Below are 17033 nucleotides of genomic sequence, written 5' to 3'. Positions count from 1 at the left end.
TCTCCGAATCTCTAACCTCGTTTGGTTGTTAAAAGGTTTCCAGCTAACTGCTTCGGTTTCGGCCGTAGGCGTGTGGTTGCAGAGCGACGTTCGTTTCTAGGGCAAGGGATTCGGGACAATGTTTATCACAATCACGGAGGTCGCGACCAATGATGCCCGTCCTCAACGTTGTCAAGCGCAACTTCTTCCGGGATTCGATTCAACTCATGCGCCTGACAGAGGAGGCGAAGAAGGTGCCTGGAGTCGTCGACGCTGTCGTCGCGATGGGTACGGACACGAACAGGCGTCTCCTACAGCAGCTCGGGCTTCTTGGGTCGGAGGGGAAAAGCGCAGGCGACGGCGACCTGGTTCTAGCCATCAGTGTTTCGCCGGGTTCCAATGGAGAGGAGGTGATGGGGAAGGTGCAGCAGCTGGTCATGTCCCCTCCTTCGGCATCGGGCGTCCAGAGCTCGGGTTTCGAGACATACCACAGCATCGCCTCGGCAGTAGAGCACCTGCCTGGGGCAAACCTCGCGATAGTCTCGGTTCCGGGAAAACAAGCCTTCGAGCCGTCCATGGAGCTCCTCAGGAGTGGAATCAACGTCCACCTCTTCAGCGACCACGTGTCCCGGGAGGAGGAGGCGAAGCTCAAGGAGTATGCGAGCTCGAACGGATTGCTCGTTCTTGGGCCGGGGGCGGGGACCTCTATCATCAACGGTGTCGGCCTGGGATTCGCCAACGCGGTTAGGAGAGGAGGAATAGGGATTGTTGCCTCAGCTGGGACTGGTCTCCAGGAAGTGTCGGTCCTCCTCGACAGGGTCGGTCTGGGCGTGTCGCAGGGGCTGGGAGTGGGGGGTTCGGACGTCTCAAATGAGATAGGTGGCCTGATGATGAAGAGGTGCCTTGGTCTGCTCGAGAAGGACAAGGGCACGAAGGTCGTGATGATAGTTGCGAAGACTCCGACGGAGAAGGTGATGCGAGGGGTCATGGGATTCGTCGACAAGAGCGTTCGGAAACCTGTGATAGCGTGTTTCCTCGGCCTGGATTCGCTGGGTAAGCCGAAGGGGAGAATCCAGTACCGGAAGACGTTGCATTCGGCAGCATCTGCTGCCACGTCGATTTCTGGAAGGGAGGCCACCAAGCAGTTCAAGGGAAAGGTCTCCATGAGCTTTGACAAGCTTGCCAGGATGTCCAGAGACCTCTCGACAGGCCTCGCCTCTGGCCAGCGCCACGTCCGCGGGCTGTATAGCGGGGGGACCCTCGCCCACGAGACTCTCCTCATCTTCCGGGAACTGTTGGGGGAAGCGTACAGCAACACGCCCCTCTCCGACCGTTATGCGCTCGCCGACCCGACAAAGAGCAGGAGGAACACAATCCTCGACTTGGGGGACGAGTTCTTCACAGCCGGCAGGCCTCATCCCATGATCGACTCCACAGTCAGGCGGCTCCGCATCCTCGAGGAGGCGAAGGACCCGTCAGTTGCTGAAATCATGCTGGACGTCGTCCTAGGATACGGGTCTTCCCCCGACCCTGGCGGCTCGCTTATCGGAGCTATTGCAGAGGCGAAGCGTGAGGCGAAGAAGAACCGGAGGGAGCTTATCGTGATGGCGCACGTCTGCGGCACGGAATCGGACCCGCAGTCGCTTTCGGAACAGAGCGAGAAGCTCTCGAAGGCAGGCGTTGTCCTCTTCCCCACCAACGCGCAGATGGCAATCGCCTCTGCCCTCGTGGTGGGCGGGGCCAAGGCTTCCGCTTCTTTGAAGGCAAAGTGGGAGGGATTGCTCGGTGAAGGCTGACAAGGACGCGCAACTTCTGACCTCCGATCTCGTGGTCCTCAACCTAGGACTCGACATCTTCAGGCAGGCTCTGCAGGACCAGAAGGTGAAGTGCGCGCAGCTCGAACTTCAGCAGGCGCCCAAGCTGGAAAAGAAGCTATCTGACGCCCTTTCCAAGCTTCTGTAGGGCTTCTGCCCTTGTGGGGGGCTGTGACACCGACGCTATCGCCTCCCTGATCTGGGCGTACGTGCCGCACCTGCACACCAGGCCGCTCACCGCCTCCTCTACCTCCCTCTCCGTTGGCCTCGGATTGTGCTTCAGTAGCTCATGACATGTGAGCACGAAGGCCGGGGTGCAGAACCCGCACTGGCTCGCTCCATGCTCCACGAAGGCCTGCTGGATGGGGGCGAGCTTACTTCCGTCCGTGATTCCTTCGACGGTCGTGACCTCTCCTCCGTTCGCCTCGACCGCGAGCACTATGCACGACTTCACGAGCTTGCCGTTCAACAGGACGGTGCAGAGGCCGCACTCGCCTCTCCAGCAAGCCGCCTTCACGCTCCTGACCTCCAGCTTGTCCCTGAGGAAGTCGAGAAGGAGCACGTTGTCCTTTACCCTCTCTCTCCTCGTCTGCCCGTTGACCTTCACCACGCACTCGTTCAATTCTGGAGCAGCCTCCAGAGCGCCTGCAGTGTCACCACCTCGACAAGGTGCTTCCTGTACTCCGAGCTGGCGAGTACGTCGCTGACGCACTCCACGCTTTCGGCTGCGACCTTCGCAGCCCTCCTGATTGTCGCCTGCGTGAACTCCCCTTCCTCGAGCGCCTTCTCGGCCTCCGTGCAGCGGACCGGGGTCGAGTTCACCGACCCGAAGACGACCCTCGCCCTCCTCCGCTTGTTCTCGCTCGCCAGGGTCACCGCCACGCTCGCGACTGCGAACTCTGAGCCTCCAGTGAACTTCTCGAACGCCCCCCTCGTACCGCGAACGGCATCTGGGATTTGTATGCCTGTGACGAATTCGTCCGACTCTAGGTCGATGTCCACCGGCCCTCTGATGAACCCTGCCACGGGCACTGTCCGCTTCCCTCTGGCGCCTGCTATCTCCACAGACGCGTCGAGCGATATCAGCGCGGGAGCGCTGTCTATCCACGGTATCGCCTCGCAAACGTTTCCGACCAAAGTTGCTCGCGCCCTGATCATCGGGTCGCCCGTCCTAGACACAGCCTCGTGAAGAACCGTGTACTTCTCCTTCAGAACCTCGCTGGAGGCCAGTTCTTCGTAAGTCACGGACGCGCCGACACTGAGGCCCTTACCGGGAGCGTACCTGAGCTGCCTGAGTTCCTCTACTCCCTTGACGTCTATGATGTGAGCGGGGGACATCAGCCTCTCCTTCATGAAAGCAATCAGGCCGACTCCGCCCGCCATGACCTTTGCTTCGTCCCCATGTTCCTTCAGAAGGGCTATGACCTCCTCCACGGTTGAAGCTCTGTGGTACGTGAAGTCAGGGAGGGTCAGATACGGTGAACCAAAGCTCATTGCGAGACCATCTTCGGGACCCCGACCTTCGCGTAGCTCTCCATGGCGCCCTTAATCAGGTCAGGTCTCTGTTGGCTTATCGCCGCCCAGACGACCTCTGGACTCATGGGCAGGTCGTTCAGCTTCACCCCGATGGCGTCGAAGATTGCGTTCGAGATGGCGGAAGCCACAGAGATCATGCTCAACTCTCCAATCCCCCTCGCTCCCAAGGGACCATCCAGTTGCGGCGTCTCCACGAACCTCGCTACGAACTCCTTGGGAACGTCCTTCATTCTGGCTATGTAGTAGCTAGTGAAGTTGGGGTTTGTGACCCATCCCTGCTCGTCGAACTTCATCTTCTCGAACAGGGCGATGCTCATCCCCATCACGAAGCCACCGCTAAGCTGCATCTTGAGCAGGAGAGGGTTGATGGCCTTCCCGACGTCGAACACAGAGATGGCCTTCTGCACCTCTATCACGCCTGTTATCAGGTCCAGCTCGATTTCGACTCCTGTCCCACCGAAGGTATGGAAGATTGTGGGCACTCCCTGACCAGTGTTGGGGTCTAGGAATGTGTTCAGGCTTGATACATAACGGCCTCGCCCGATTACAGGGCCTCCAATCGTGTTTCCGTTCGGGTAGACGTAGCCGAATACAAGGTCCTTCAGCGGGAGAGTGAGCGTAGGTCTTCCCTTCGCCTTCACCATCCCATCCGCCAGTTCCAGCTCTTCCACCGGTAGCCTCAGCACCTGCGACGCGAGGTCGAGTATCTGTTTCTTCGCGTCTTCGCAGGCACGCAGGGAAGAGACTCCGTCTGCGAAGAATCCCCTGCTCCCGACTGTCTGCCAGGTGTACGCGGTCTTGCTCGTGTCCCTCAGCATGTCCACCCGAACCTTCTCCACAGGAACGCCGAACTGGTCCGCGACGAGCTGGGACAGCGCTGTAGGAGTGCCCTGCCCGAAGTTCCCTGTTCCCACGCTGAGGTCAATCGTCGCATCTTCGTTGAACTTGACTATCGCGGACGATGAGGCGTTTGGCGGCTGCGACGGTCCCTTCAAGCATAGCGCGAATCCTTTCGTCCTCACCTTCCACGGGCTCGAAGGCGGCAGCTTCTCGTCCCACTTCAACTCATCCAGAACCACCTGGAGCACCTTCCTCGGGTCGCCTACGTCCTCTCTCAGGCTCTCACCAGTTGCTGTCTCCGACTCGCCGGGCCTGAGCAGGTTTATCCTTCTTATCCTCGCAGAATCCATCCCAAGTTTCTTCGCCACTCTCTCGAACACCTGCTCGAGCACCCAGTTGCTCTCCGGATACCCGAAGCCTCTCAAGGCTGTGGTCGGAGTCTTGTTTGTGTATACTGCCAGGGACTCGCAGTAGACGTTCGGTATCTCATAGACCCCTTCGGCACAATAGCCCATTGCCCTGGAGACGTTCACTGTGTAGTCCGCATAAGCCCCAGCGTCGAGCACGAACCTCACCTTGTATGCGACGCACTTCCCATCCTTCTTGAACCCGGCCTTCACTGTGGCCACAACTCCCTCTCTGGACGCGGAAGACACGAAATTCTCCCTCCTCGACAGACACAGTCTCACTGGTTTGTATCCCACTGCCTTCGAGGCCATCGCTACCAAGGCCTCCCACCCCAATCCTGCCTTCCCGCCGAACCCTCCCCCTACGAAGGGTGTCTTCACGACAACCATGTTGTACGGCACTTTGAGGCACTCTGAGACTATCTGCCTGACCACGAACGGGGACTGGCAACTCGACCATATCTCGAGGCTTCCGTCTCTCTTGTACTGGGCGACAACATTCTGAGTCTCCATGTAGGCGTGGCTGACGTGGGAGACTCTGAACTGGTCCTCCAGGATCTCGTCTGCCTGTTCGAAGGCCTTCTCTGCGTCCCCGTGGACGAGTTTGAACCTGTTCGCGATATTCGTTCCCGGCACCGGGTAGAACACCGGCGCGTGCTTGTATTCCTCCATCCTCTCGTGAAGCAGAGGCGCGTCAGACTTTAGGGCCTCGATCGGGTCGAAGACAGCTGGCAGAGCTTCATACTCCACGTCGACCAGCTCGGAGGCCCGTTCAGCGCTTTCGAGAGTCTCCGCGACCACAAGCGCCACAGGATGGCCGACCCACCTCACCTTCTCCACAGCCAGAAGGTCCCTGTCGCCAGCGTACATGCCCACTCTGAAAGGCATGTCCTTCCCAGTCAAGACAGCGACGACGCCCGGAACCTGTTCTGCCCTCCTCGTGTCTATGTTCAGGATTCTAGCGTGAGGGACCGTGCTCGTTGCGAGTTTCGCGTGAAGCATCCCTGGGAGCTGCCAGTCGAAGGTGTAGAGCGCCGTTCCTGTTACTTTGAGGACTCCGTCTTGCGGTGGTACCGGCTTTCCGACGCTACCTTCTGTCAAGGACCGATTGGACGCTCATGAAATATAAAAGATTTACCGCTACTCTGTTAGGCTATCATGAGCTACCCGAGCCAAGTCTTCCTCCCGTCGGGGGGACCCGGCTTTGCCTTCCACGCCGCCTCGCCTCGTCTTCCCCCTGCCGCAACGGCAGCAAGTTTGCGTCTCTGGTTTCCGAATCCCGATTTCTGAAAAATGCGAGTGCAGATTGTCGTTTCGAGGTCGATTCCTAGCCAGATTAGTGGTTAGTTTTATAACAGATGAGATGCGGTCGCCACATTAGAGCCGAAATTGGACCTTCTTGACAAACTCAACGAACTCAACAAGCTCGCGGAGCTGGGCGGCGGACAGGAGAGGATTGACAGCCAGCACAAGAAGGGCAAGCTCACCGCGAGGGAGAGAATCCAGTACCTGCTCGACCCTGGGACGTTTCACGAACTTGACAAGTTTGTCACCCACAGGTCTACTGATCTCATGATGGACAAGAGCCATCCGCTAGGCGACGGAGTGGTGACTGGGTACGGAAAGGTGAACGGGAGACTTGTCTATCTCTTCGCCCACGACTTCACTGTCTTCGGGGGGTCGCTCAGCGAGGCATTTGGCAGAAAGGTCAACAAGGTGATGGACCTTGCACTAAAGAATGGGGCCCCCATCGTAGGCATCAACGATTCTGGGGGAGCCAGGATACAGGAGGGGGTGCTCAGTCTCGCCGCGTACAGCGAGGTCTTCTACAGGAACATCATGGCCTCCGGGGTGGTGCCCCAGATAAATGCGATTGTAGGCCCCTGCGCCGGTGGCGCAGTCTACGGCCCCGCCCTGGGCGACTTCACAGTGATGGTGGAGGGAATCAGCCAGATGTTCGTCACCGGGCCCGACGTTGTCAAGGCTGCGTTGGGCCAGAACGTCACTTTCGAGGACCTTGGCAGAGCCGACATTCATGCGGCGAAGAGCGGCGTAGCTGACTTCGTTACTAGGAACGAGCAGGACTGCTTTACGTTGATCAGGAGACTACTCAGCTACCTGCCAGAGAACAACTCCGTGGCTCCGCCCCATGTCAACACCAACGACCCAATCGAGAGGAGAGCCGAGAGTCTGCGGGAGATTGTTCCTATAGAGCCGCGCAAACCCTACGACATGAGGGACATCATCAAATGCGTATTCGACAAGGAGGAGTATCTTGAGGTGCAGGCAAACTTCGCCACGACGGTCACAGTGGGGTTCGGCAGACTCGACGGCGATACCGTGGGCATAGTGGCAAACCAACCACTCGTGCTCGCCGGCGTCTTGGACAGTCTCAGCTCCGTGAAGGCAGCGAGGTTCGTCAGGCTTTGCGACTCTTTCAGCGTGCCGATAGTGACGTTCGTCGACGTTCCTGGTTACATGCCAGGCGCGGAGGAAGAGCAGAAGGGCATAATCAAGCATGGTTCAAAGCTTCTCTTCGCATACTGTGAGGCCACCGTCCCCAAAATCACGATCATCACCCGGAAAGCCTACGGAGGCGCATACTGCGCAATGGGCTCGAAGTTCAGCAAGGCCGACTTCAATTACGCTTGGCCCACAGCGGAAATAGCTGTGATGGGGCCCGAGGAAGCCATCAACGTAATTTTCAGGAAGGAGATAGCTGCAGCCAGCGACAGGGAGGCGATGGCAGAAAGGCTGACTCGGGAATACAGGGAGAAGTTTGCCAACCCGTACGCAGCAGCCGCGAGGGGGATAATAGACGAAGTCATCGACCCGGCCGAAACGAGGCCGAAGCTTGCGTCGGCGCTCTGGTCGTTGAGAAACAAGAGGGAGTTCAGGCCCTATAAGAAGCACGGAAACATTCAGTTGTAAAGAGATCGCATGTTCAACAAGGTCCTGATAGCAAACAGGGGGGAGATAGCGGTCAGGGTCATCAGAGCGTGCAGGCTGATGGGCGTCAGCACGGTCGCCATCTACTCCGACGCAGACAGGGACGCGCTGCACGTCAAGCTCGCCGATGAGGCTTACCGCGTCGGTTCCCCGCCGCCTTCCGACAGCTACCTCAACATAGCGTCGATCATCTCGATAGCCAAGCGGAGCGGCGCCGAAGGAGTCCACCCTGGCTACGGATTCCTCGCAGAGAACTCCACGTTCTCCGGCGCGTGCGAGAAAGAGGGGATCAAGTTCATCGGCCCAACCGAGAAGACACTGCTGACAACTGGGAACAAGACCGAGTCCAAGAGGCTGGCGAAGGCGCAGGGCGTCCCCGTGACTCCGGGGACCGAGAGGATAATCGAGGATGTGGATGAAGCAAAGGGCATAGCCGATTCCATAGGTTACCCCATACTGCTCAAGTCGGCGTACGGAGGCGGCGGCAGAGGCATCAGGGAAGTGAGAAGCGAAGACGAACTCAAGCAGGGTTTTACTCGCGCCACAAACGAGGCGAAAGGTGCATTCGGAAGGGCGGGGATGTACATAGAGAAACTCATCGCGCCTGCGCGGCACATAGAGATACAGATTCTCGCCGACGGCAAGGGCAACGCAATCCATCTTGGCGAGAGGGAATGCAGCATCCAGAGAAGGCACCAGAAGCTCGTCGAGTTGACCCCAAGCCCGGCTGTCACCGAGGAGATCAGGAAGCGGGTGGGCGGATACGCGGTCAAGGTGGCCAAGGCCGTGGGCTACGAGAACGCAGGCACTATCGAGTTCCTCATGGACAAAGACGGCAACTTCTACTTCATGGAGGTTAACTCGAGGCTGCAAGTCGAGCACCCTGTCACGGAGGCGGTGACCGGGGTGGACCTCGTCAGACAGCAGCTAATCATCGCGTCGACGGGGTGCCTTCCGTTGGCCCAAAATGACATAGTGAGGAGCGGCGCGGCAATCGAATGCAGGATAAACGCGGAGGATCCAGCCTCTGGTTTCGCTCCCTCAGCCGGTACCATTGGTCACGTGCACCTGCCGGGAGGTCCTGGCGTCAGAGTAGATACTGCCCTGTATGACGGCTATGTCATCCCAGAGTTCTACGATTCACTGATTGCAAAGATTATCGTACGCGGAGAGGACCTGGAGGACGCCAGGCGGAGGATGGTCGCCGCACTCTCCGAGTTTTCGATAACAGGGATAAGGACGACGATCCCGTTCCACACCACTCTATTGCAGAGCGAGCCCTTCATGAAGTGGGACCTTGGCACCGACTTCATAGAACGGACGGGGATTGTTGAGCAGATGGCAAAGAGAGCCGAGATTGAAAGGCAGCAACTTGAGGATCAGGGGCTCGTGATTGCGGCGGCGATGCTCGCGAAGGGCATCCACAAAGTCGTCGAGCTCGAGACCGAGACGAAGGGAGTGTCGAGGTGGGCGCTGCCTCCGACGAACCGAGAGGCGAGGTTCTTCGATGAAGTTTGAGCTGTACGCCGGAAGCCGGAAGGTCGACGTCGAAGTGACGCCGCAGGGAGAGGACTTGGGCGTCGCTTTCGACGGGAAGAAGTTCGCGGTCCGGCTTGAGAAGGGGCGAACCACAAACGAATTCCTTGCGCACTTCGACGATGACGAGCTGAGGGTGATGCTCGAAGATGAGACGGAGGCAGTCCTGAAGTTAGGCATAAACGGGAATCCGGTGACCGTGGGCAGGGCACAGGCTCAACTGCTCACCGGTCCGGCAGGCTCTGACGAGACCCCACAGGGAACAACAGAGAAGGACGCGCTGACCTCGCCGCTCTACGGCAAGATTGTCTCAGTTGACGTGAAGGCAGGAGATGGAGTGGATAAGGGTCAGTCGCTCCTGGTCATAGAGTCGATGAAGATGGAATCAGTCATCCGAGCTGAGGCCAAGCACACTGTAAGGGAGGTCCTTGTGAAGGAGGGAGAAGGCGTGACCAAGGGCCAAGTTCTAATGAGGTTCTCACGAGGGGAGGGGTAGGATGGATGAAACGGCTCTTGCAAGGGATGTCATGGCCGGCGACAGGCGCGCGATCGCCCGGGCGATAACACTCGTCGAGAACGACGGAAAGAGGGCCGACCTGGTCCTTACGGCTCTGTCGAGGTCGAAGAGGGGCTCCTTCTTGCTAGGGGTCACAGGTCCGCCCGGGGCAGGCAAGAGCACGCTTGTCGACAGACTGATCGAGGCGTTCAGGGCGAGGGAGCTGAGGGTGGGCGTCATAGCCGTCGACCCCACAAGCCCGATTACGGGCGGAGCGCTCCTGGGAGACAGGGTCAGGATGCTGAAGCACTCTACCGACGAGGGTGTCTTCATTCGCAGCATGGCTTCGAGGGGTTGGGCCGGCGGACTCAACCGGGCGATACCCTACGTGATTCAGATTCTTGAGGCGTCTGGTTGCGACATCATCCTGATCGAGACAGTAGGGGTGGGCCAAGCTGACATCGAGGTGATGAAGATCGCGCACTCTGTCCTGGTGGTACTGACGCCGGGGTTCGGGGACGACATCCAGGCTTCGAAGGCTGGACTGATGGAGATAGGCGACATCTACGTGGTGAACAAGAGCGACCTCGAGGGGGCCGAGCTGATGGTCGTCAACCTCCTCTCCATGGTGAGGGACATCAAGGGAAAGAGGCCGTACGTCCTGAAGACCTCGGCTTTGAAAGGGGAAGGGATAGACAGGCTGACCGAGACGATTGAAGAGATGCGGTCGAAGCTCCACACTAGGGAGGGGGAGGCAATCAGGAAAAGGGGGATGAAGGGGATGATTATTGAACTGGCGAAGAACGAGCTTCTGGAAGAACTCCAGAGGGTTGTGGACAGCGACTACGCGGAGAAGCTTGCGGAGCAGGTGCTGGAGGGAAAGATGGAAATGAAAGAGGCCGCAAGGAGATTAGAGGAGAGAGCTTGAGCGAAGGCCCCGAGGAACGAAAGCCATTCTACGGTCCGGGAGATGGCGTCATACGGGAAGAGACGCCAGGAGAGTACCCGTACACTCGGGGGATCTACCCGGAGATGTACAGGAAGCGTATCTGGACGATGCGGCAGTACACTGGGTTCGGAACTGCGAAGGAGACAAACGAGCGGCTCAGGTACATGCTCTCACAGGGGCAGACAGGCCTCAGCATCGCCTTCGACCTGCCGACTCAACTGGGGCTCGACTCTGACAACCCGCGCTCGTTCGGAGAGATTGGGAAGACGGGGGTGGCCGTAAGCATCCTCGATGACATGCGCGAGATATTCAACGGGATTGACCTCAGACAAGTGAGCACATCGATGACCATCAACGCGACCGCGCCGATTCTGTTCTCGATGTACACCGCGATCGCGGAGGAGCAGGGCGCGAGAGCGGAGGAGGTCAAAGGGACCGTACAGAATGACATACTAAAGGAGTACCTCGCTCGGAACACGTTCATCTATCCTCCAGCCCAATCTCTTCGGCTCTCCATCGACCTTGTAGAGTACTCTGTCAGGACCTACCAAAAGTGGCATCCCATCAGCATAAGCGGGTACCACATCAGGGAAGCCGGGGCGACAGCGGTCCAGGAGCTTGCCTTCACGCTTGCCGACGCTATCGCGTACACCCAGGAAGCGCTGAGCAGGGGGCTCGGAATCGACGAGTTCGCCCCTCACCTCTCCTTCTTCTTCTCCTGCAACAACGACTTCGTCGAAGAAGTGGCGAAGTTCAGGGCAGCAAGGAGGCTCTGGTCGCGGATAATGAAAGAAAGGTTCGGGGCGAAGGACGAGGAGTCCATGAAACTCAGGTTTCACACGCAGACGGCGGGAGAGACTCTCACCGCCCAGGACCCGGAGAACAACGTTGTGAGGGTTGCCATCCAAGCACTCGCGGCAGCCTTCGGGGGCACCCAGTCGTTGCACACCAACTCCCAGGATGAGGCTCTTGGACTCCCCACCGAGCACTCTGCCATGCTCGCCTTGAGGACGCAGCAGATCATAGCCTTCGAGTCTGGCATCACGGCCTCGGCCGACCCGTTGGGGGGTTCCTTCTATCTAGAGCACCTGACCTCGGAACTCGATAGGCTTGCCGCTGCCGAGATAGAGAAGATAGAGAAGATTGGGGGGATGTTGAAGGCGATCGAGACAGGTTACGCCAAGAAGGAGATTCTCCGTTCCGCATACGAGAAGCAGCTCGAGATTGAGGCAGGGAGGAGGGTTGTAGTAGGCGTGAACATGTTTCGACCCAAGAAGATTGCCAAGTACCGCGTTCTATCTGTTCCCGAGAGCATCCAGAGGCTCCGAGTCGCCCAGCTCAGACGGTACAGGAAGCGGCGCGAAGAGTCAGAGGTCAGTGGCGCCCTAGAGGGTCTCAGGAGCATCGCCCCCACCAAGAAGAATCTTACCCCCGCGATAATGAAGGCTGTCAGGGCGAGGTGCACGGTCGGCGAGATAAGCGATGTACTGAGAGAGGCATACGGCGAATTCAGGCCCGCTGCCCCATTGTAGGTAGTTGAATTGAAGCTAGACCACATTGGAATCGCGGTGAAGAGCCTCGAGACAACTCTGGCCGTGTACAAGAAGATGATGCCCGTTGAGGAGAAGAGGACCGAAGTGGAATCGCAAAAGGTCAGGCTTGCGCTGGTACCTGTCGGTGAGATCTACCTCGAGCTGCTCGAACCTCTTAACGAGGAGAGCACGATTGCGAAGTTCATCAGCGAGAGAGGAGAGGGACTCCATCACATCGCGTTCGAGGTGGAGGACATAGAGGCTAGCATGGCCGAGTTCAAGGCGAAGGGCTTCCATTTCCTCTACGAGAAACCTGCGGCGGGGAAGTTCGGGAGCAAGGTGAACTTCATGCACCCCAAAGACACGGGTAGGGTGCTGATCGAACTCACACAGCACTGACTAATGATGGGTCCGACCGGTCGCTAATGTTTTCTCTCTTTCAGCACTCTGCCTTTGATGTGGTTGACTATCTCGTCGATTGAGCTGCCTGGACCGAAGAGCCCGGTGATTCCGAGCCTCAGGAGCTTCGGCTTGTCCTCGTCAGGGATTATCCCACCGCCCACCACGATTATGTCCTTCGCCCCCTTCCGTTCCAGCAGTTTCTTGACCTTGGGGAATATTGTCATGTGCGCCCCGTTGAGAAGAGAGAGGGCCACTACGTCGACGTCCTCGTCGACGGCCATCTGGGCGACCTGCTCCGGAGTGGGGAGGATTCCGCTATAGATTACCTCCATCCCGGCGTCCCTGAACGCCCTGGCGAGCACAAGCGCTCCCCTGTCGTGACCGTCGAGGCCGGGCTTTGCGACTAGGATGCGAATCCTCCTCGTCTCTGTCAATGTCTTAGCCTTGCTCAATCCAGTCATCCCCGTGAACTGCCGCCGTTAGAAAAGCATTCCCGGGTTCCGCGTGAGGAAGCGCAGCCCAACCGAAAGTCGCCCCACTCAGGCTTTCTCCGCGGCTAGAATTCTATGTCTATCTCGGAGGTGGGCTTCAATGGCCTTGTGGCGTCCAGCGTCTTCTTGTCCACCGGCCTGATTCCTAGCCAGTTCTTCTCCTTCGCGAAGGGCTTCACATACTGCTCCCATTGCTGCCTGTTGATGTAGAATATCCTCGCCCCTCCCAGCTCATGCTGCATCTCGGGCCATGGCTTTGTGACGTGGTTGAACCTGAAGCCCAGCCTGAACCCGAATGGGCTCTCGAAAGTGGCCCACCATTCATTGACGCCCACCACATCAAAGGCGTGCTCGATCTTCGAGATGTAGAGGAGTACTCCCAGCCTCTCCGCCCTCTTGAGGACCAAAGTGTGGAGGCTGATCGCCACGTTCTTGTCCCAGTACCTGTGGTCGACGAGGCCGGCCAGTTCCCCGTTCTTTCTCGTTGCGACTATCACGTACGCGTCCTTGAGCCTGTTCTGGTACCAGCCGAGTATCTCGCCGTAGGTTCGCGTCCCCACGAGGTGATAGAAGTCCTTGTCGTACTTTGAATCAATCAGGGGCTTCAGGGACTTCAGAATCGCGGGAGCCTCGCTCTTCTCGGCAGTCCTGATGATAAGCTGCTCACCGTTCTTCAGCGTGTACGACTTCGGCGCGAACGGTTTCTGAAATGCGGGCTCGTCGGGGATTCCGCCGAGATAGCCCTCTATCTCCTCCAAGGAGAACTTGAATTCGTCGAAAGAAATCGGAACAGCTGGCTTGACCATAATCGAAAGCGGACTCTGGAATGTATTTATCGGTTGTCCCTAAACAGTCAACTCAGGAACAAGACAGCTAGGAACGTTTAGAGAGGAACTTGTTGATTCCTTCTCTGGTCTCCTCGGACTGCGAGTACATCGCTATGGAAGTGAAGGCGCTCTCGACTCCAAGGATTGTCATCTCCCTCAACATCACTTCCTTCATCGTCCTGATGAGGGTCGGGGGTGTCATGGCGACTTCTTTGGCAAGCCTCTCGACCTCTGCCTCAAGGCCTCGCCGAGCCACACCGTTGATGAGCCCCCAATCCTCAGCCTCTTTGGCGCCAAACCTCCGACCTGTCATGCCGAGTTCAGCCAACCTCTTCTTTCCCATGCGTACCATCCCCAGCGTAAGCGCCAGCGCGGGACCTATCCCCTGCTTTCCTTGTGCAAGCGCGAAGGTGGCCTTGGGAACAGCCACGGCCATGTCGCAGGCGAAGATGAGTTCCACGCCCGCTCCAACGGCCACGCCGTTCACAGCCGCGACCACTGGTTTCGCGCATCTGAATATCTTGTCGAAGACGGGTCTCATCGTCCCCAGAAAAAGGTCGAGCGCAGCGTTGAAGCTCGACGCGCCCATGAGGTCCTTGAGGTCCTCGCCGGCGGAGAAGTACTTTCCCGTCCCCGTTATCGCTATGACGCTGGACTTTTTCGAAGCGGTACCCTCGTCCAGTTTCGCCGAGATGTCGCGCCACATCTGGAAGTTTATCGCGTTCGCCTTCTCGGGTCTGTTCAGGGTTATCCAGAAGACGCCGTTCGCCTCCTTCGACTTTACGAGCGAAACCATCGAGTGCACGCGTCCACTGTGGCGTTCTTAAGTTTGCCCAGTCTTCCGCCGCGGCGTCGCTGGAGCGGGAGTGGTTGTCATTCCCAGGCGAATTTACGCGACTTTGGCGCTCTCGCCGCGATTGGCCTCAGGGAGAGCGAGCCGGCGGGGTTGGGCCTCAGATTGCAATGGCCACAGCGTAGAGTAGCCCAAAGAGGATCATGAACTTGGCAGCCATCTTGTCGGGAGCTACGCGGGGAAGCTCAGTTTTGAACCTCTTCGCGAGTGCAAGAGATGCCGGGGCGCTCAGAAGTACAAGAAGCAGTAATGGGCGACCAAAGTAGACCCCGAACAGTGCCACAATGATGTAGGACGATGCTATGAACCAAAGATAGAGCCTGAGCGCCCTCTCCTTTCCTAACAAGATCGGGATTGTCACTCTGCCTATCGAGGTGTCTTCCTCGATGTCACGTATGTCGTCTATCAGCAGGACGGAGGCAACGAGAAGCCCGATTGGGACGGAGTACACCACTGACATTGAAGCAAACGTGTCTGATTGCAGGTAGAATGACCCGAGGAAGATGAGTGGTCCCCATACCAAGAAGACAAGCAACTCACCTAGGCCCCTATCCTTCAGCCTCAGCGGGGGGACATTGTAGCAGAGCATCAGGGCGACTGCTGCGCTGGCGACCACGAGGGAGTACGGCCTGCCTAGGGCGTAGAGTCCGATTCCCGCAGCGATTCCTAGCGCCATTAGGATTGCGGCGTACAGGAGGGTCGACTTCAAGGAGAGGATACCGGAGAGGATCGGGTGAGGCTTCAGCACGAGCGCACCAGGCTTGTCGGCCCCTGTGATCACATCGTAGCAGTCGTTCAGGAGGTTGGCGCCCGCGTGAATGGGTACGACCATTGCCAATGACAGGAAGTACAGCAGCGGGTCGACCCGAAGACCGCCGGCGACGAATGTCCCGACAGTTATGGCAACGAAGCTCATCGCGAAGCTCCAAGGGCCAGTTACGACGAAGAGCCTACCTATGGCCGGCAACCTTTGCCCGTATCTCAGCACGGAGAGATAGAAGTTTCGCCGAACATCCTGGCTACCTGATTCTTCGCGTCCGAATCGATATAAGGTGACGACGAGAGCCACTGGTGGGTTCTGGGCTTTGTCTAGACGAGCAATCATCATGGGGGCAGCAGGCAGGGATTTCCATAACTTCAATGTGTATTTCCGCGACAACCCAGACTACAAGGTAGTCGCTTTTACGGCGACGCAGATTCCGTACATCTCGAACAGGGTGTATCCCGCGTCTCTTGCTGGTGCGCTTTACCCTGACGGTATTCCCATCCATCCAGAGGAGGAGCTTGGTGACCTAATCGCCTCCGAGAGAGTCACGGACGTGTTCTTCTCCTACAGCGACGTGTCCGACGAGTACGTGATGCACCGCGCAGCATTAGCGCAGTCGAAGGGTGCTAGCTTCCACCTCCTCGGGCCATCGGACACGATGATCAAGGCCAGCAGACCCGTCGTCGCAGTCGTCGCCGTAAGGACTGGGGCGGGCAAGAGCACGGTCAGCAGAAAGGTCGCCGACATCCTGCAAAGGCGGAGTCTGAAGCCGGTCGTGGTGCGTCACCCGATGCCATACGGGGACCTCTCCGTTGCCGTCCAGAGGTTCGAGTCACCGAGCGACTTGGAAAGGTTCCACACGACAATCGAAGAGAGGGAGGAGTACGAGGGACATATCGGGAAGGGACTGGTCGTCTACGCAGGCGTGGATTACAAGGCGATTCTGGACGAAGCCGAGAAGGAGGGGGACGTCGTCATCTGGGACGGCGGTAACAACGATTTCAGCTTCTACGTGCCCGACCTGACCATAGCTGTCGCAGACCCGATTAGGGTCGGGGATGAATCGAAGTACTATCCAGGGGAGACCAACGTCAGGCTCGCCGATATCATTGTCGTCAACAAGGTGAACATGGCCCGAAAGCGGGCAGTCGAAGAGCTTGTCAGGTCCTGCAAGGAGCTCAACCCTCGCGCTGGAATAGTCAAGGTGAGGTCGGAGGCGATTCTAGACAGACCCGAGCTCATCAGGCGGAAGAGGGTACTGGTGGTGGAGGACGGCCCGTCGGTAACGCACGGTGGATTGTCTGAAGGGGCGGGAGCAGTCGCAGCAAAGGCTGCCCATGCCGTCCTGGTTTCCCCCAAGAGCAAAGCTGTCGGGTCAATCCGAAGGGCGTATTCGAGATTCCCCAAGCTGGGCAAGGTGCTTCCGGCCCTGGGCTACAGCGACGTGCAGCTCAAGGAACTTGAAAGGAGCATAAACGCCGTCGAGTGCGACGCCGTGGTCCTGGGCACTCCTGCCGACCTCACCAGACTCATCAGCATCAAGAAGCCGGTGGCGAGGGTGAGGTTCGAGGCAGTCGACGCCGGCAGACCTACCCTGGAACAGCTGGTCAACGCCAAGTTGGCGTTGGCTGGTCAATGAACATCGAGGCGCGTCGA

At 58.3% G+C, this 17033-nt stretch carries 16 protein-coding genes; 9 read left to right on the top strand and 7 right to left on the bottom strand.

Annotated features, from left to right (window positions below):
* Positions 1 to 149: 149 nt before the first annotated feature.
* On the top strand, positions 150 to 1775 hold the full coding sequence (locus LYZ69_01105; protein MDV3277048.1) for a hypothetical protein: 1626 nt from the start codon (positions 150 to 152) through the stop codon (positions 1773 to 1775).
* Entirely contained in the window at positions 1765 to 1941 is a 177-nt protein-coding gene (locus LYZ69_01100) for a hypothetical protein (GenBank protein MDV3277047.1), read from the top strand. The genes LYZ69_01105 and LYZ69_01100 overlap by 11 nt, the downstream gene beginning before the upstream one ends.
* On the opposite strand, the gene LYZ69_01095 is transcribed toward LYZ69_01100, so the two are convergent.
* From LYZ69_01095 to LYZ69_01085, 3 genes are read right to left on the bottom strand one after another with little or no spacing between them, the layout of a single operon-like run.
* Positions 1912 to 2415: a (2Fe-2S)-binding protein gene (locus tag LYZ69_01095; protein MDV3277046.1), complete on the bottom strand. Its 504-nt coding sequence runs from the start codon at positions 2413 to 2415 to the stop codon at positions 1912 to 1914. The two genes, LYZ69_01100 and LYZ69_01095, sit on opposite strands and share 30 nt — an antisense overlap.
* On the bottom strand, positions 2412 to 3287 hold the full coding sequence (locus tag LYZ69_01090; protein MDV3277045.1) for a xanthine dehydrogenase family protein subunit M: 876 nt from the start codon (positions 3285 to 3287) through the stop codon (positions 2412 to 2414). The genes LYZ69_01095 and LYZ69_01090 overlap by 4 nt, the downstream gene beginning before the upstream one ends.
* Positions 3284 to 5677 (bottom strand): xanthine dehydrogenase family protein molybdopterin-binding subunit, encoded by a 2394-nt coding sequence (locus tag LYZ69_01085; GenBank protein MDV3277044.1) that lies wholly within the window; start codon positions 5675 to 5677, stop codon positions 3284 to 3286. The genes LYZ69_01090 and LYZ69_01085 overlap by 4 nt, the downstream gene beginning before the upstream one ends.
* Positions 5678 to 5965: 288 nt before the next feature.
* Between LYZ69_01085 and LYZ69_01080 the strand changes: the two genes are divergently transcribed.
* Genes LYZ69_01080 through mce form a run of 6 tightly spaced genes read left to right on the top strand, consistent with a single transcriptional unit; the run spans position 5966 to position 12437 of the window.
* Entirely contained in the window at positions 5966 to 7507 is a 1542-nt protein-coding gene (locus LYZ69_01080; GenBank protein ID MDV3277043.1) for an acyl-CoA carboxylase subunit beta, read from the top strand.
* Between the two features lie 9 nt (positions 7508 to 7516).
* A complete protein-coding gene (locus LYZ69_01075) occupies positions 7517 to 9043 on the top strand; it encodes an acetyl-CoA carboxylase biotin carboxylase subunit (protein MDV3277042.1) in 1527 nt (508 codons plus the stop codon).
* Positions 9033 to 9557: a hypothetical protein gene (locus LYZ69_01070; protein MDV3277041.1), complete on the top strand. Its 525-nt coding sequence runs from the start codon at positions 9033 to 9035 to the stop codon at positions 9555 to 9557. Before LYZ69_01075 ends, LYZ69_01070 begins: the two co-directional genes overlap by 11 nt.
* A gap of 1 nt (position 9558) precedes the next feature.
* Positions 9559 to 10485, top strand: coding sequence for a methylmalonyl Co-A mutase-associated GTPase MeaB (gene meaB / locus LYZ69_01065; GenBank protein ID MDV3277040.1), 927 nt, complete (start codon positions 9559 to 9561; stop codon positions 10483 to 10485).
* Positions 10482 to 12038 (top strand): methylmalonyl-CoA mutase family protein, encoded by a 1557-nt coding sequence (locus tag LYZ69_01060; protein ID MDV3277039.1) that lies wholly within the window; start codon positions 10482 to 10484, stop codon positions 12036 to 12038. The genes meaB and LYZ69_01060 overlap by 4 nt, the downstream gene beginning before the upstream one ends.
* A 9-nt stretch (positions 12039 to 12047) precedes the next feature.
* Positions 12048 to 12437 carry a methylmalonyl-CoA epimerase gene (mce, locus tag LYZ69_01055; protein ID MDV3277038.1) on the top strand — a complete coding sequence of 130 codons (390 nt, stop codon included), beginning with the start codon at positions 12048 to 12050 and terminating at the stop codon, positions 12435 to 12437.
* A 23-nt stretch (positions 12438 to 12460) separates the two neighbouring features.
* Here mce and LYZ69_01050 read toward each other — a convergent pair whose 3' ends face one another.
* From LYZ69_01050 to LYZ69_01035, 4 genes are all read right to left on the bottom strand, one after another.
* Positions 12461 to 12892 (bottom strand): cobalamin B12-binding domain-containing protein, encoded by a 432-nt coding sequence (locus LYZ69_01050; GenBank protein MDV3277037.1) that lies wholly within the window; start codon positions 12890 to 12892, stop codon positions 12461 to 12463.
* A 104-nt stretch (positions 12893 to 12996) separates the two neighbouring features.
* A complete protein-coding gene (locus LYZ69_01045; GenBank protein MDV3277036.1) occupies positions 12997 to 13737 on the bottom strand; it encodes a hypothetical protein in 741 nt (246 codons plus the stop codon).
* A 67-nt stretch (positions 13738 to 13804) separates the two neighbouring features.
* A complete protein-coding gene (locus tag LYZ69_01040; GenBank protein MDV3277035.1) occupies positions 13805 to 14554 on the bottom strand; it encodes an enoyl-CoA hydratase/isomerase family protein in 750 nt (249 codons plus the stop codon).
* 157 nt (positions 14555 to 14711) lie between these two features.
* Positions 14712 to 15578, bottom strand: coding sequence for a prenyltransferase (locus tag LYZ69_01035; protein MDV3277034.1), 867 nt, complete (start codon positions 15576 to 15578; stop codon positions 14712 to 14714).
* A 118-nt stretch (positions 15579 to 15696) separates the two neighbouring features.
* On the opposite strand from LYZ69_01035, the gene LYZ69_01030 reads away from it, so the two are divergent.
* Entirely contained in the window at positions 15697 to 17016 is a 1320-nt protein-coding gene (locus tag LYZ69_01030; protein ID MDV3277033.1) for a hypothetical protein, read from the top strand.
* Positions 17017 to 17033: the final 17 nt, after the last annotated feature.

Source organism: Nitrososphaerales archaeon, assembly GCA_032906765.1.
Taxonomy (GTDB): Archaea; Thermoproteota; Nitrososphaeria; order Nitrososphaerales; family Gagatemarchaeaceae; genus DASPPF01.
Note: the sequence above shows the minus strand (reverse complement) of the source record. Positions and strands in the feature narration are given on the sequence as shown.

Excerpts from the sequence above, each read along its gene's own strand:
- LYZ69_01040 (MDV3277035.1), bottom strand. The coding sequence starts at position 14,554 with ATGGTTTCGCTCGTAAAGTCGAAGGAGGCGAACGGCGTCTTCTGGATA.
- LYZ69_01070 (MDV3277041.1), top strand. The coding sequence starts at position 9,033 with ATGAAGTTTGAGCTGTACGCCGGAAGCCGGAAGGTCGACGTCGAAGTG.
- LYZ69_01090 (MDV3277045.1), bottom strand. The coding sequence starts at position 3,287 with ATGAGCTTTGGTTCACCGTATCTGACCCTCCCTGACTTCACGTACCAC.
- meaB (MDV3277040.1), top strand. The coding sequence starts at position 9,559 with ATGGATGAAACGGCTCTTGCAAGGGATGTCATGGCCGGCGACAGGCGC.
- LYZ69_01105 (MDV3277048.1), top strand. The coding sequence starts at position 150 with ATGATGCCCGTCCTCAACGTTGTCAAGCGCAACTTCTTCCGGGATTCG.
- LYZ69_01075 (MDV3277042.1), top strand. The coding sequence starts at position 7,517 with ATGTTCAACAAGGTCCTGATAGCAAACAGGGGGGAGATAGCGGTCAGG.
- LYZ69_01045 (MDV3277036.1), bottom strand. The coding sequence starts at position 13,737 with ATGGTCAAGCCAGCTGTTCCGATTTCTTTCGACGAATTCAAGTTCTCC.